General features: G+C 67.7%; 11 protein-coding genes. 7 read left to right on the forward strand and 4 right to left on the reverse strand.

Annotated elements, in window-relative coordinates:
* The first annotated feature begins 39 nt into the window (after nt 1-39).
* Complete coding sequence (locus tag RIF23_RS01165; RefSeq protein ID WP_310910408.1) at nt 40-1,329, forward strand: MFS transporter; 1,290 nt, start codon at nt 40-42, stop codon at nt 1,327-1,329.
* Between the two features lie 145 nt (nt 1,330-1,474).
* Here RIF23_RS01165 and RIF23_RS01170 read toward each other — a convergent pair whose 3' ends face one another.
* From RIF23_RS01170 to aceA, 3 genes are all read right to left on the reverse strand, one after another.
* The gene (locus RIF23_RS01170; RefSeq protein ID WP_407659348.1) at nt 1,475-2,314 is read right to left on the reverse strand and encodes a CPBP family intramembrane glutamic endopeptidase; all 840 of its coding nucleotides are present in this window, start codon (nt 2,312-2,314) and stop codon (nt 1,475-1,477) included.
* Between the two features lie 329 nt (nt 2,315-2,643).
* Nucleotides 2,644-2,928 carry a hypothetical protein gene (locus tag RIF23_RS01175; protein ID WP_310910409.1) on the reverse strand — a complete coding sequence of 95 codons (285 nt, stop codon included), beginning with the start codon at nt 2,926-2,928 and terminating at the stop codon, nt 2,644-2,646.
* Between the two features lie 342 nt (nt 2,929-3,270).
* A complete protein-coding gene (gene aceA / locus RIF23_RS01180) occupies nt 3,271-4,578 on the reverse strand; it encodes an isocitrate lyase (RefSeq protein ID WP_310910410.1) in 1,308 nt (435 codons plus the stop codon).
* A 150-nt stretch (nt 4,579-4,728) separates the two neighbouring features.
* On the opposite strand from aceA, the gene RIF23_RS01185 reads away from it, so the two are divergent.
* From RIF23_RS01185 to RIF23_RS01210, 6 genes are all read left to right on the forward strand, one after another.
* Nucleotides 4,729-6,165 carry a helix-turn-helix domain-containing protein gene (locus RIF23_RS01185; protein ID WP_310911201.1) on the forward strand — a complete coding sequence of 479 codons (1,437 nt, stop codon included), beginning with the start codon at nt 4,729-4,731 and terminating at the stop codon, nt 6,163-6,165.
* Nucleotides 6,166-6,317: 152 nt separating this feature from the next.
* A complete protein-coding gene (locus RIF23_RS01190) occupies nt 6,318-8,948 on the forward strand; it encodes a S8 family serine peptidase (protein ID WP_310910411.1) in 2,631 nt (876 codons plus the stop codon).
* Nucleotides 8,949-9,138: 190 nt separating this feature from the next.
* On the forward strand, nt 9,139-10,386 hold the full coding sequence (locus tag RIF23_RS01195; protein ID WP_310910412.1) for an acyl-CoA dehydrogenase family protein: 1,248 nt from the start codon (nt 9,139-9,141) through the stop codon (nt 10,384-10,386).
* Nucleotides 10,387-10,469: 83 nt separating this feature from the next.
* Nucleotides 10,470-11,285: a hypothetical protein gene (locus tag RIF23_RS01200; protein ID WP_310910413.1), complete on the forward strand. Its 816-nt coding sequence runs from the start codon at nt 10,470-10,472 to the stop codon at nt 11,283-11,285.
* A 41-nt stretch (nt 11,286-11,326) separates the two neighbouring features.
* A complete protein-coding gene (locus RIF23_RS01205; protein ID WP_310910414.1) occupies nt 11,327-11,977 on the forward strand; it encodes a TetR/AcrR family transcriptional regulator in 651 nt (216 codons plus the stop codon).
* 643 nt (nt 11,978-12,620) lie between these two features.
* The gene (locus tag RIF23_RS01210; RefSeq protein ID WP_310910415.1) at nt 12,621-13,664 is read left to right on the forward strand and encodes a tetratricopeptide repeat protein; all 1,044 of its coding nucleotides are present in this window, start codon (nt 12,621-12,623) and stop codon (nt 13,662-13,664) included.
* A 1,211-nt stretch (nt 13,665-14,875) separates the two neighbouring features.
* Here the strand turns inward: RIF23_RS01210 and RIF23_RS01220 are convergent.
* On the reverse strand, nt 14,876-15,421 hold the full coding sequence (locus RIF23_RS01220; protein ID WP_310910416.1) for a GNAT family N-acetyltransferase: 546 nt from the start codon (nt 15,419-15,421) through the stop codon (nt 14,876-14,878).
* Nucleotides 15,422-15,459 lie beyond the last annotated feature (38 nt).

Raw genomic sequence — 15,459 nt, forward strand, 5'->3', positions numbered from 1 at the left:
ACCTGTTAGATCCGGTCATCCTATGAATGAAGTGAGGTTATGACGAGCAAGCCAGCGACGTTATCCACCCTCGCGACCGGCTCTCGATCCCCGCGGACCCCCGCCTGGAGTCTGCAAGCCATCGTACTGGCGCTCGGGGTGGGACTGGCGGCCCTCAACCTTCGAACCGCGGTTACCAGCGTCGGATCCGCATTGGATGAGATCATCGTGGGGCTGGGCATGTCCGCGGTTGGCGCGGGAATACTGACAACACTGCCCGTGCTCTGCTTCGCGGTGGTGGGAATCTGTGTGCCCGCGCTGGTGCGGCGGTTCGGTGAGCACCACGTGATCGCTGCGGCGTTGCTCCTGGTGACAGCCGGACTCGGCACCCGGGTGCTGGTCGACTCGGTGTGGATGTTCCTGCTGTTGAGCGCAGTGGCCCTCTCCGGTGGTGCGATCGGCAATGTTCTGTTGCCAACCCTGGTCAAGCAGCACTTCCCACACCGGGTGGGGCTCATGACCACTGTGTATACGACAGCCCTGGCTCTGGGAACCGCAGTGGCGGCGGCCGGAACCGTGCCCCTCGTGTCCGCCAGTGGATCCTGGCGCCTGGCCCTGGGCGTGTATGCCCTGTTCGGGTTGGTCGCGGCCGTGCCCTGGCTGCTTGTACTCCGCCGGGAGCCCACCCGGGACACCGGGCAGAGCCCCTTGGGGGTGGGGCGGGTGCTGGCTACCGGCGTGGGCCGACAGAGCGTGGTGTACTTCGCCACCCAGTCCACCATCGCCTACATCATGTTTGGATGGTTTGCCCAGCTCCTCCGGGATCAGGGAATGAGTCCGGCGGCCGCGGGAATGGCCCTGTCCTATCTGACAGCGCTCGCGATCCCCACCTCCCTCGTGCTTCCGGGACTCATGGCCCGCACCCGGGATCATCGCGGTTTCGTCACAGTCTTCTACACGGTCTACATGTGCGGTTTCGTGGGGCTGTGGGCGAGTCCGCTCGAGGGGACGTGGGTGTGGGCCACACTGATCGGTTTGGGGATGAGTAGCTTCCCCCTGGCACTGACGTTCTTCGCGGTCCGGGCCCGCACCGCGGCTGGCACCGCCGCATTGTCTGCCACCAGTCAGAGCCTCGGCTATCTGGCCGGTGGCATGGGGCCGCTGATGTTCGGATTCCTGCACGAGCTGTCCGGTGGCTGGTCACTACCCATCGCTATGGTAATGATCGTGGCAACGGTCAATCTCGCCACGGGGCTCCTACTGGGGCGTCCCCGCCACCTCGAGGACGAGCTGTCTCCCGGGCCACAGTCCGTCGCTCCGACGACCCAAGGGTCCGGCGGGAGCGCCTAGCCGTCGGATCCTGTGCCCCGGTTCGGGGCGATGTGCGCTGGGCGCACAGGGGCGGGGCCGGTGGGGTCCGCCCCCGAAGGCTGGATCACCGCCCGGGACCACTGCGCACACATTTCACAGGGGCAGTTGTTTCCGCAGACGCTGTCTATGGAAGCCAGCTCAGGGTGTCGAGGAGGTACAGCGCCCCGAGGAAGGCCACGACGTCGATGAGGGCGTGCGCTATGACCAGGGGCATCACCCGCCCGAACCGATGGTAGAACCAGCAGAACACCACGCCCATCACGAGGTTGCCCACCGCCATACCCAGACCCTGGTAGAGGTGGTAGAGCGCGCGCAGGCCAGCGCTGAGCAGGATCGCAACGATCAGGGTGTTTCGCGCGGGCCAACCACGCATCTTCCCGAGCTGGCCGAGTCGATGCATGAGGTAGCCAACCACGATCACCTCCTCAAGGACCGCGTTCTTGAGGGCCTGCGCCAGCAGGACCGGAACCACCCACCAGTGGTCGTTGAGGGTGCTCGGGACGATGGGCCGCGTCCAGCCGAGCTGGTAGCTGGTGACGTAGACGACGAGTCCGCCGATCCCGATCAGCGCGGCCAGCAAGGCGCCCGCCGTGAAGTCGAAGCCGCGACGGCGGATGTCGAACCCGATAGTGGCCCGGGACTCGCCGGAGCGGCGCAGGAGGTAGACCACCAGTGCCACCGGAACGAGGGCGTACACCAGGGCGTATAGCTGGCGGGTCAGGTCCAGCCATGGGCGTTCCTGCGCCGCGTGGGGATCCACGAGGCTCGTGGCCTGCTCGGCCAGCGCAGCGGGGGCCGTCACCGCGCCCAGGAAGGAGATCGTCGACGACACGGCAGCCGCGCCGAGGGACAGGCCAAGAACCAGGCCCATTTCGGCGCTCAGGAGCCCCGGAGTGAGGTGTCGGGACACACCGGCAGGGACCGGGCCACCGGTTTCCGGCGGGGGTGTGTGCGCGCCGGTCACGGGCTCTCCCCGGCGGCGATGGCCGTCACGTCACCCGGGGTGCGGTGGTACCGGTACGGCACGGCACCTCCTGAACCACGACAGCGAATTCCGTCGGATGTGACCATACCGCCAGAATCGCGTGGGGCGGTTGGGGCGGTCCTGAACGGCCGGCTCCCGGCACTCCGGAACCCGTGCGTGGTTCGGAGGCACCCACGATCGGAGGGGCCAACACACGCGCGGGGCCGGCACGTGGCGTGCCGGCCCCGAACGATGTGGGGCACGCGGGTCGTTTCGGGGCGGCGCTCCCCGATACGACCCGGTGACCACAGGGACGTGGTGGACGAGTCTTACTGGTCGTCCGCGGGGTCGTCCTCATCCATGGGGTCGTCGCCCTCGTCCTCATCCATGGGGTCGTCGCCCTCGTCCTCACCCATGGGGTCGTCGCCCTCGTCCTCACCCATGGGGTCCTCGTCCTCGAGCGGGTCCTCGCCGTTCTCGTCGACCTGCTCGCCGTTGTCAGCCGGCTCGTCGTCCACGTCGTCACAGGCCGCGAGTGGGAATGCGGCGACCGCGGCGATGGCGGAGGCGGCGAGCCCGCGGCGGAACAGGGAGGTGGTTTCGGTGATCTGCACGATGTACTCCTTGTGGTCCGGTTTATTACCTGGCATCCGGGACTGGCGCCCGTCCCGGGATGCGTGTCGCGAACCTAGCAGAGTGTTCGATAAAGGCGCAGTGAATTCCGGATGGTCCGGCGTTGGCAACCCACACGAGGGGAATCGGGAGCGAGGCACGGCGCGTCGGAAGCGGCGGACGCGGAAGGCCGGTCCGGGGTGGATCGACCAGTAGTAACACGTCGCCCCTCCCGGTCGGGATGTGTGGGAACCGGGAGGGGCGACGGGGAGGGGTGGTGCCTCGCCCTGCCCCAGCCACGAAAGCAGGGCGGGCACCACCTCATTGGGGCGGAGGAACAGTTCTCAGTGAGCCGCCGTGAACTGGTCCTCCTCGGTGGATCCGGACAGCGCGGTGGTCGAGGCATCCGGCGTGATCGCGGTGCTGATCCGGTCGAAGTAGCCGGTGCCGGCCTCGCGCTGGTGACGGGTGGCGGTGTAGCCGTCGCTCTCGGAGGCGAACTCCCGCTCCTGGAGCTCGACGTAGGCACTCATGCCGTGATCGGCGTATCCACGGGCCAGGTCGAACATGGAGTGGTTCAGCGAGTGGAAGCCCGCCAGAGTGATGAACTGGAACTTGTAGCCCATGTGCCCCAGCTCCCGCTGGAACTTGGCGATCGTGGCGTCGTCCAGGTGGCGCTTCCAGTTGAACGAGGGCGAGCAGTTGTAGGCCAGCATCTGGTTCGGGTACTTGTCCTTGATCGCCTCGGCGAACTGTCGGGCGACCTCCAGATCTGGTGTCGAGGTCTCCATCCACAGCAGGTCGGAGTACGGCGCGTAGGCCAGACCGCGGGAGATGCAGGCCTCCAGGCCATTGCGCACCCGGTAGAAGCCCTCGGCGGTGCGCTCTCCGGTCAGGAACGGGCGGTCCCGCTCGTCCACGTCGCTGGTGAGTAGCGTCGCGGCCTGGGCGTCGGTGCGTGCGATGACGAGGCTGGGCACGTTCGCCACGTCGGCTGCGAGCCGGGCGGCGTTGAGGGTCTTGATGTGCTGGGAGGTGGGGACCAAGACCTTGCCGCCCAGGTGGCCACACTTCTTCTCCGACGCCAGCTGGTCTTCCCAGTGGACTCCGGCCGCGCCGGCCGCGATCATGCCGCGCATCAGCTCGTAGGCGTTCAACACGCCCCCGAACCCGGCTTCCGCGTCGGCGACGATCGGTGCCAGCCAGTGCGGCGCACTGTCATCCGCCTCCGACCAGGTGATCTGGTCCGCGCGCATCAGCGCGTTGTTGATCCTGCGCACGACGCTGGGAACCGAGTTCGCGGGGTAGAGGCTCTGATCGGGGTAGGTCTGGCCCGCCAGGTTCGCGTCGGCGGCCACCTGCCATCCCGACAGGTAGATCGCCTTCAGTCCGGCGCGGACCTGCTGCACCGCCTGGTTGCCGGTCAGTGCGCCCAAGGTGTTGATGTAGTTGTCGCCTTCCCCGCCACGCAACAGGTGCCACAAGCGCTCGGCGCCCAGCCGGGCCAGGGTGAATTCTTCGGTAACCGAGCCGCGCAGCTCCGCCACGTCCTCGGCGGTGTAGGTGCGCTCCACGCCGGCCCAGCGCTCCTCGGTCTCCCACGCGTGCCGTAGTTCCGCGCTGACTGCCTTGCGTCGCTCAGTGATGCTCATGGTCTCCTGCCTTCGGCCGTTCCCGTTGGGGTCCTGACTACGATTCTTGGACAAGTTCAAGCGATTTTCTACCCAAATCGATGTGAAGAACCTCGAAAGTTTCTGTAGGATGAATCCATGTCGTACTTTGGGGCTGAAGAAGTCGTGTCCTTGCCGGAAGACCTGGACCTCGTCACCTTTGGGCAGCGGCTGCGGCACCTGCGTCGGGCGCGCGGTATGACCCTGTCCGACCTGGGGGAACGGGTGGGGCGAGCCCCTTCCCAGCTGTCGTTGCTGGAGAACGGTAAGCGCGAGCCGAAGCTGTCCCTGCTGACGTCGTTGGCTAAGGCCCTGGGCGCCTCAGTGGAGGAGCTGCTGTCCAAACAGCCTCCGACGCGTCGGGCCCAGTTGGAGATCGCGGTGGAGGAAGCCCAGCGGGATCCCCTCTACCAGTCCCTGGGGCTGCCCCATCTCCGCGTGGGCAAGCGGGTTCCCAACGACGTGCTGGAGCACATCGTCGCCCTCTACGAGGAGCTACGCCAGCGCACGGCGAAGCCTACCGCCACGCCGGAGGAAGCTCGGCGTGCTAATTCTGAGCTGCGGCAGTGGATGCGGGAACGCAACAACTACTTTCCCGAAGTGGAGCAGGCTGCCCAGGGGGTCCTCGACTCCATCGGATACCAGGGGGGTGCGCTGTCCCAGGGCCTCATCCTCTCCATCGTGACGCACTGTGGCTTCACCCTGCGCTATGTTCAGGACCTTCCCCGATCGGTGCGTTCGGTGACCGACCTCAAGAACCGTCGGCTGTTCCTCAAACGGGAGTCCTTGGGGATGCACACACCCCGCACGGTGCTCCTGCAAACTCTGGGTCACTTCGTACTCGGGCACGGTCAACCCCGGGACTTCGCCGACTTCCAGCGCCAACGTGTGGAGGCCAACTACTTCGCGGCGGCAATCCTGATCCCGGAGTCCACCGCGGTGCCGTTTCTCCAGGACGCCAAGCGGCGTCGGGACCTGTCCGTGGAGGACCTGAGGGACGTCTACTCCGTGTCCTACGAGATGGCCGCCCATCGGTTCACCAATCTGTCGACACGACACCTGGATCTGGTTGGCCACTTCATCCGCAACGACGAGACGGGAATCATCTACAAGGCCTACGAGAACGACGGGCTGATCTTCCCCACCGATGACACCGGCGCGATCGAGGGGCAGCGGATGTGCCGCTACTGGTCGGGGCGCCAGGTTTTCGCCTCCCCCGACCGGTACTCGATCTACTACCAGTACACCGACAAGCCCAACGGCACGCACTGGTGTGTGGCCCACGTGGATCCCAGCCGTGAGCGCAACTTCGCGATCACACTGGGAGTTCCCTACAAGGAGTCCCGTTGGTTCCGCGGTCGGGAGACCACGAACCGTGCACGTTCGGCCTGTCCCACCGGAGAGTGCTGCCTACGCCCGCCGGCGGAGTTGGCGGCCCGCTGGGAGGGAAACGTCTGGCCGTCCGCCCGTGCACACTCCCATGTGCTGGCAGCGCTCCCCCCGGGAACCTTCCCCGGCGTCGATGACACCGACGTCTACACCTTCCTGGAGCGGTACGCGCAGGAGTGAGCCCGGCGACCGACCCCGTGGCGGCCGGGCGGCGCGCTGGGGGACATCGCCGTGCGATTCGGAAAAAGTCAGATACGCGGGGATCTGGTACTCGATCTTCTCCTGTGTCACGGTAGGCCCTGTTTGGTGCCTCCATCCCCCCAGGAGAGCAAGTGAGACACAGATTCCCCCATATCCCCTTCCATCCCACGTCCTACTCATCCGGTGACCACACATCGTCCGTCCTTCGATGGTCGGTCGTTCGTGGCGCATCCGCCAGTGCGGCCGGGATCTTGCTTCTGGTCGGACTCGCCACCGGTTCCGCCGCGGCCGAGCCGCACCGCGAGGACAAGATCGGCGACCACGGGCGGGCCCTTCTCGCCGAATACCAGACGCAGACGTTTGCGGCAGCGGATGCCGATGACCCCGACGTTCCCGTGGACACCGACTTCGTGACCCTGATCGTCGCAACGAACCCAGGCTCGACAGACGAGGTGGCCGAGCGCGTCGAGTCGTTCGGCGGTGAGGTGAACGGGGTCGAGGACCAGCTCGGCTACCTGCGCATCAACGTGGACTTCGCCGATGTCGAGCGAGTCGAAGACATCGACGAGGTGCTCGCCATCGACGTGGACGAGCTGATCGAGGTCCCCGAGGTTGCGCCGCGCACCACGGAGGCCGCGGGCGACGTCGACGCCGAGGCGCCGGGGCCGGACACCCCCGACGACAACCCCTACATGCCGGCCAACGAGATCGGAGCGGTGGACTTCCGGGACCGTCATCCCCAGGCTGACGGCCGGGATGTGACGATCGGCGTGCTCGACACGGGGGTCGATCTCGACCATCCGGCACTACAGGAAACCACAACCGGGGATCCCAAGATCGTTGACTGGGTCAACGCGACCGACCCCAACAACCTGGTGGATCTCGTCAACGACGACTTCTTCGTGTTCATGAGTGATGTCTCCGGCCCGACCTTCGAGGCCCACGGACACACCTGGACCGCACCCGATTCGGGCGACTGGCGTTTCGGTCTCTTCGAGTACCCGGTTGCGGGAGCGGAGGAGGATGACTGGGGGGTGTTGTTCCGTCCGGAGGACGGCACCATCCTGGTCGATCTGCACCAGAACCGGGACTTCAGCGATGAGGAGCCCATCGAGGAGTTCTCCGAGAGTCGTGACGTACGGCACTTCGGCGAGGACGACCCGGACACCGAGATCAGTGAAGCCCATGCCTTCGTCGCCACCGGGTTGGACGCCCACGGTGGCATGGTGCATATCGGGCTGGATCACCACGGCCACGGCACGCACGTGGCAGGGATCGCGGCCGGACACGGCCTGTTCGGTGGACAGATGAACGGCGCTGCCCCCGGCGCCGAGGTCGTGTCCATGCGTGCCTGCTACAGCACCCAGTGCTCCACCGCCGCCCTCACCGACGGCATGGTCCAGTTGGCGACCAGCCATGGCGTGGACGTGATCAACATGTCCATCGGGGGGCTCCAGGCGCTCAACGACGGTCAGGACGCCCGCGATCTGCTGTACAACCGGCTCGTGGAGGAGACCGGGGTGCAGATGTTCATTTCCGCCGGTAACGACGGTGCGGGCATGAACACTGTGGGCCTGCCCTCGGTCGCGGATCGGGTGATGGCCGTTGGCGCCTCTGTGTCCGCCGAGACCTGGGCCGCCAACTACGGTGCCGAAGCCGTCCGGGATCACGGTCTGTTCCCGTTCTCCTCGCGGGGGCCGCGCGAGGATGGTGGTTTCAAGCCCGACATCACCGCTCCCGGATCGGCGATCTCGGCGACACCGGTGCACACGGAGGGGGCTCCGGTTCCGGAGGCCGGATACGAACTGCCGCCGGGATACGCGATGTACAACGGAACCTCCATGGCCGCCCCCCAGGCGGCAGGTGGCGCGGCGCTGTTGCTGTCCAAGGCCGACCAGGAGGGCCGGTACGTCTCGCCTGCCGAGCTGCGTGCCGCAATCGCGGGCAGTGCCGAATTCCACGACTCGCTTACCGCGCTGGAGCAGGGCAACGGCCAGTTCGACGTGCCCGAGGCATGGAACTTGTTGCGCCACGACAGCCCGGTGGACGACGTGACGGTCACCGGTCCGGTCTGCACCGAGCAGTCCGGGCAGCTGGTGACCCCGGGATCGGGTCCGGGCCTGTACAACCGATGCCTCGTCGACGACGGTGGGCACGCCCCCGGGGAGACACAGACCTATGATCTGGAGGTCTCCACCGCGGCCTCGGGGACGCAGCGCTATCGGGTGTCCGTTCTCGGTGACGAGGACGTCTTCCAGCTACCCCGTACGCTTCGGGTGGACGACGGTGCGGCCGCCGAACTGGAGGTCACCGCGACCGCCGAGCAGGGAGTGCACAGTGCGGTACTCCAGTTGGACAACCCCCGTACCCGAGGGGTGGACCACACGGCGCTGTTGACCATCGTCGCCGGAGCTGAGGTCGCGGACTCGTGGTCGGTGTCCGAGGAGGTTGACCGGGCCGGGGTGGACAACCATCCGGTGGCGGTGCCCCCGGGGACGCAGGAAGTAACCGTACGGATGTCGGGTGTGGCTGACACCAGTGTCCTACGTTGGGTGGCGTTCAGCCCGTTGGGGCCCACAGCCGAGGAGGTTCCCCCCGGCGATTGCTACACCGGACGGCCCAACGTCGAGTGCGACCCGCTGGTGCGCACCTATACCGACCCGCAGCCCGGGGTGTGGGACCTGGCCGTGGATGCGTCGAGACTCAGCGGCCCGGACCAGAGCCCTTACGAGTTGGAGGTGACGCTCACCGGAGGTGAGTGACGGCCGTCCCGGTCGAGACGGCGACCGGTGACGAACGGCGCCCGCCACGGGGCACACAGCCCATGCTGTGAATTGCGACCGGGCGGGCGCCGTTGTGGGGCCGGCCGGGAGTTCCCCAGGCCAAACAAAAGTGTTACCCTTGGTAACACTTAGCGTTCGTCCCTTCCCCAACCACCGGAGGAACCCCGTCATGGCAGACACGTCAGGGGCCACGGCCGAGGCAGCAACCCCGTTCAGTCTGGAACTCAGCGAGGATGTGCGCGATATCCGCGACTGGGTGCACGGATTCGCACGGGACGTCATTCGTCCCGCGGCAGCCGAGTGGGACCAGCGGGAGGAGACTCCCTGGCCGATCCTGCAAGAGGCTGCCAAGATCGGGCTGTACTCGCTTGACTTTTTCGCCAACCAGTGGTTCGAGCCCAGCGGCCTGGGCATTCCGGTGACCTACGAGGAGTTGTACTGGGGCGACCCGGGCATCGGCCTGGCCCTGACCGGGACCACGCTCGCCGCGGTCTCGGTGGCGGCCAATGGCACCCAGGAGCAGCAGGTGGAATGGGTGCCTCAAATGTTCGGCACACCGGATGACATCAAGCTCGCCGCGTTCTGCTCATCCGAACCCAACGCCGGCAGTGACGTCTCGGCCATCCGGACCCGCGCCGTCTATGACGAGGCCAAGGACGAATGGGTCCTGAACGGAACGAAGACGTGGGCAACCAACGGCGGCATCGCCGATGTGCACGTTGTCGTTGCCAGCGTCGATCCGGAGTTGGGATCGCGCGGCCAGGCCAGCTTCGTGGTCCCTCCGGGAACTCCGGGCCTGAGCCAGGGGCAGAAGTTCCACAAGCACGGAATCCGGGCCTCGCACACCGCGGAGGTCGTCCTCGACGACGTGCGGGTCCCCGGACACTGCCTGCTCGGTGGCAAGGAGAAGCTGGACGCTCGTCTTGCCCGAGCCCGCGAGGGGCAACGTTCTGGCGGACAGGCCGCGATGCGCACCTTCGAGACCTCACGCCCCACCGTCGGGGCCATGGCCGTCGGATGTGCCCGCGCCGCCTACGAGTACGCCCGGGACTACAGCCGCGAGCGGGAACAGTTCGGTGGACCAATCGGGGATAAGCAGTCCGTCGCCTTCACCCTCGCCGACATGGCCACCCGCATCGACGCTGCGCGACTGCTGGTCTGGCGGGCCGCGTGGATGGGGCGCAACGGCAAGGACTTCACCCAGGCCGAGGGGTCGATGAGCAAACTCTACGCGAGCGAGACCGCCACCTGGGTCACCGGGGAGGCGATCCGGCTGCTGGGTGGAAACGGCTACACCACCGAGTACCCGGTCGAGCGGTGGCACCGCGATGCCACGATCTTCACGATCTTCGAAGGGGCCAGTGAGATCCAACGGCTCATTATCGGACGTACGGTTACCGGCCTCCCGGTTCGCTGAGGGGTGGGTCTGGCCTCGCCGCGGTCGTCGGCCGGGACGAGGCCACCGCTCGGGGAGCCATCCCACCGGCGTAGGCTGGAACCATGACCACGCCACGCGACGGGGCCGGCGGGTTCGCCGCCGCGGACAGTCTGGTGATACCTCCCCGATTCAACGGTCCAACGGATTCCGCCAACGGCGGCTATGCCAGCGGTCTACTCGCCCAGAAGCTCGTTGGTGCACCGGGGAGAGCGGAAGCTCACGCCGGATCGTCCCTCGAGGGGATGGGTGCCGTCCGTGTCCGCCTGCACGCGCCTCCACCACTGGGGACCTCGCTCACGGTAATCCCCGAGCACGACGGAGCCGCGGTGCGGCTGTGGGACCAGGGGCGTCTCATTGCCGAGGCCACGCCGGACATCGATCCGCAAACCCGGGTCCCCTGGGTGGCACTCCCGGAGGCACGTGCCGCCGAGCGGCGGTTCCGCGGCGCCACCGAGCATCCGTTTCCAACCTGCTTCGCCTGCGGACCCGAGCGTGCCGCCGGTGACGGGCTCGCTCTGGCGCCGGGGCCCGTGGACGGTGCTGCGGACCACACCGCCTGCGTGTGGACGCCCCCTATCGACCTAGTCGACACCCGCGATGCCCACCTCAGCTCCGGGCCCGCCGTGTGGGCCGCGCTGGACTGCCCCGGCGGCTGGACCAGTGACATTGTGGGCCGCCCGATGGTGCTCGGCCAGATGACCACGCGCATCTGGCGGCATCCCCACATCGGTCGTGCCCACATCGTCACGGGCCGACAGCTCGCGGTGGACGGGAGAAAGGTGCGCACCGCAACCACCCTCCACGACGAGAACGGCGCGGTCCTGGCCACCGCCGAGCATGTCTGGATCATTCTGCGGGAGGGAGCGCAGCCACAGTGAGCTGTACGCAGCACGCACCGTATCCCCGTTAGGCTCGTGCCATGACCGCGACACCTGGGGCCACCGCCACCACCCCCGCCACCCACCGGGGACGCGATCCGCAGCGCCGTCGGGCCATCCTCGAGGCGGCGGACTCCGTGATCCAGCGGGACGGACCGGATGCCTCGATGGCGGCGATCGCCGGCGAAGCCGGGATCAGCAAACCCGTCCTGTACCGGCACTTCGGAGACAAGAGCGGACTGTACCGAGCCCTGGCCGAACGTCATGTCGAAGAGCTCCTCGCCCGCGTGCGCAGCGAACTGCACGGTGACGCCGAGCTCACGGCGCGTGCCCGTTCCACCATCGGTGCCTACCTGGGCATGATTCGGGCGAATCTCAACCTCTACCGCTTCCTGATGCACCGTGCGACCGCCGAGGATCCACGTACGCACAGCGATGTCGGCCTCATGGTGCGGCGGCTGGGGGAAGAGCTGGCCGAGTTGCTGCGCCGAGAGGGCCAGGTACCGGATCCGGTACGGGCGCAGCTATTGGCGCACGCCGCGGTGGGCATGGTCCAGGCAGCGGGGGAATGGCTGCTCGACCAGCCGGAGCTTGCCCCCGACCTGGTTATCGAGGACCTGACCCGTGCGGTGGTTCGGGTCCTGTCCGGGGCTGGTGACGCCCAGCCGGGAAGCCGCGCCGGACGCTCCTGACGCTTTGGACCGCGGGTCCCAGCCCATGTCGGGCCGGGTGCAGCGGGACGGTGTCCCCCTCGACCTTCCCGGATCGGGAGTGCACGTCGTGGTGGCGCGATTTGGCGCGATCTCGTGAAGGCGAGGCCACAGCGATTCCCACCGGGATTCCCGCGAGGAGCCGCTGCTGGTCCTGGGCGCCGAGCCGCCGCGGACCCGGTGGCCCCAATTTGTCTGCCACCCGGCCGAACTCGGGTATCGAGAATTCCGGTACCGGTGCACCAGTGTGGCCACCGCGACCGTCACCGAGCGCTCTGCGGCCGTGGCCGAGGCGTGCACTTGCACTGCCCGCGGAGTGCCGGGCACCGGCATGGCGGTATCCATCGGTCCGGAAGCCGACCGCCAGTGAGATTCCTGCTGGACCCCGGTTCCGGGTGTTCGTTGAGCGGAGTCGGGTGTCACGACGGCCCGTCGACCACGCCGTAGGGGCGATTCGAATCCGGGGTGTGGCTGCACCGTATGCCTGGCTCCGGCACGTCGACACCGGAGGTGATCCTCGCGTGTCGCTTCGCGTGGGGTGTTCCGTCCTCTCCGTTCCGGATGGTTGACGCAGGCCCGCAAAACAGGTCATGTAGAGACATCTCGGATGTAAGGGGGTCGGTCGATGACGGAGCCGGACACCGCGAGACACACAGACGAGTCCCTGGCTGCGGCTCGGGTGTTGTGGGAACACGCCGAACCCGATCACGAACGGGAATCCGAGCCGTCCCCGGAGGCGATCGAACTCGCGGCGCAGCTCGGGGCGGAACCGTTGGCACTGCGCCTGATGGGCAGGCTGCTCCGGGAACATCCGCTGACCATCGGTGGCTATGCCAACGCTCGTAGCCTCCTGGACCACCACGACCCGGACACCCGGGCTGACGCCGCTACGCACAACAATTCCGCCCTGCACCGGGTCTGCGTTGTCTCCATGACCCACCTGGACCAGCAGCGACTGACCCGCGCACGTCCACTCCTGGCCGTTGTGGCCTTTCTCGGAGCGGCTGGGGTTCCCGTTCCGTTGCGTCGGCTCGATCCGGCGTCACTGCGAGGGACGATTCTGGATACGCACGACGATGTTCCCGGCAGCGACGAGGTGGAACTGGGGCTGGGCGTGCTTGCCGCCCACGGATTCGTGAGCCGCCGGCTCGTAGACGGGGAGGCCACGATCACCCTGCATCCGGTCGTGACCCGGGTGATCCGGGAACTGCTGGGAGCCTCGGCGTTGGAGGTGGCCGAGTCCGTCAGCGTGATCCTCGCCCGCGGCAAGGGTGCCGACGGGGACTTCGACATGGAGGACGCAGCCTACCGTGCGGTCCTTGCTGTGCGGGACCAGCGGCTGGGCAGTGAGCATCCCGACACGCTGTGGACCCAGCACCGGCTGGCCGATCTCGCCGCACGCCGGGGGGATCTGGACGCGGCCGAGACCGCCTATCAGGAGGTGCTTCGGGCCCAGACACAGGCCCTGGGGGCCGAACACCCCGACAGTCTGTGGAGCCGGTACCGCCTGGCGTGGGTGACCCAGCGCCGCGGTGATCCGGCTGCGGCGGAAGCCAGCTACCGAGAACTGCTCGGCGTCCAGCGGCGCGTTCTCGGGGATCGCCATCCGTACACCCGGCTCACCCAGGAGGCACTGGCCGAGATCACGCGGGGAGCGTCCGCTCGGTGACCGGGTCCGCTAGGGAGTGTTTCTTGAACGCTTTCGGATGAGGGAGCGGCTCTCCAGAGCGAGAGGTCTCGCAAGCCGATGTGCGAACGGCATCCTGGTTTGGCTGTGTGCGCGCATCGGCGCAGCGAGCGTCGTCCTGGGAGACGCGAGCCCGAAATGGTTCACGAAACAGGACCTAAGTCGGGCTGGGAACGTGGCGTTCCACACGCGCGCCGTCGGTACGGAATCGATCCCACTGGGCTGCACCGCCCTCCAACTCATCGTCATCGCGATCGCTCGCGGAGCCGCCGCGGTGCAGGTCGGCAGGTTGGCAGGTCCGCCGAGCCGTTCCGGGGCGTCACCTTCGCGGCGCTGGACATGGTGCTGGGGTGGATCATTCGTCTCGCGCCGCTGGGTATGCCGGCCTCCTTGGCCACGCGGTCTACTTCCACCGCTGGCAGACCATCGGCGCGTTGGGCTACGTCTCGCTAGCGGTGTACCTCGGCCTGGCCGTCGGGTGCCATCGTCATGCTCACCTGGCCCTGGCCACTTTGGGGACTCCCCTGGAGGGTGTGGGGCCGGGGTGCTCCGCGCGCCGCCGGGAGCATGTCCGCGGCGGGGGGACTGGTATCCCCTGGGCGTTACAGGCCAGTGGGCACGGGTGGTGGTTTCCCCGCAGGCGTTGTCGTGGCCGTGGTGGTGGGGGTCTGCCGCTGGTGGGTCGGGTCAGGGTTTGGTGTCGGGAACTCCGGATCCCGGAGGGTTCTGGTGGCGGTGGTTGGTTGCCCGTGCGCGCCGTTTTGGCCGCTGTGGCCCAGGTGGCGCCTCCCCGTAACCATGCACCACCATCCGGGTACCTGTGGGTGGACCACAGCGCCCCCACCTCGGGGGCGTCGTGCAGAGGACCACAGCGCCCCCACCCCCGCTGGCCGTCGTGCGGGGGAGCGCCCCGGAAACAGGACATCAGCGGTGGCCACCGTGGCGCGACGCCGCCGGCGGCCGACACGGCGCGTGCGGATCGGTGCTTGCCGCGACCACAATCCCCGCCCCTTCTGGGGGTGGTGGGGCCGGGGTGCTCCGCGCGCCGCCGGGAGCATGTCCGCGGCGGGGGACTGGTCTCCCCCGCACGACGGCCAGCGAGGTGGGGTGCGGTGATCGTGGGGCGCGCATCCCGTTGCACCGAAAAGTCCCGGTGACCGGGCGTTCGGGATCCTGGCTGCACCGGTCACTCCCTACGGGCGGGGGTCAACACGGGGCTGCTGATACTCCGTCTCCAGCAGCCCCATCTCCACGAGGGGCCACCACTCGCCATCCACAAGCGCGACGTCGCGCAGCACACCTTCGCGTGTGAACCCCAGGCGCTCGTACAGGCCCAGTGCCCGTGCGTTGTGTTGGAACACACCGAGACTCGCACGGTGCAGGCCCCGCTGGCCGAAGATGATGTCCAGTACCGCGGTCATAAGCGCGGCGCCGTACCCCCGTCCGCGATGGTCGGGATACACGAGCACACGTCCGATACGCGCACTGCGATGGGCGGGTGTGACGCGTACCGAGGCATGTCCCACCACAGTGTCGTGGTCTGCCACAGCAGAGAGGATCATGTGGTCGACGTTCGCATTGTCGACGTAGGAGCGCAGCTGATCCTGCGTGAGCGGCCAGTGCAGCTGCGTTCCCGACCACAGCACCAGGTCCGCGTGCGTGGTCAGGGCGGCGTGCAGCAGGGGGATCTCGGCCCGGTCGAAGGGACGCATGGTCAGTGTGGATGCGGAGGTGGACATGGCATGGTCCTTTCGAGGTCTCGACAGTGCGATGGGCT

Source organism: Lipingzhangella rawalii (assembly GCF_031628175.1).
GTDB classification, from domain to species: domain Bacteria; phylum Actinomycetota; class Actinomycetes; order Streptosporangiales; family Streptosporangiaceae; genus Lipingzhangella_A; species Lipingzhangella_A rawalii.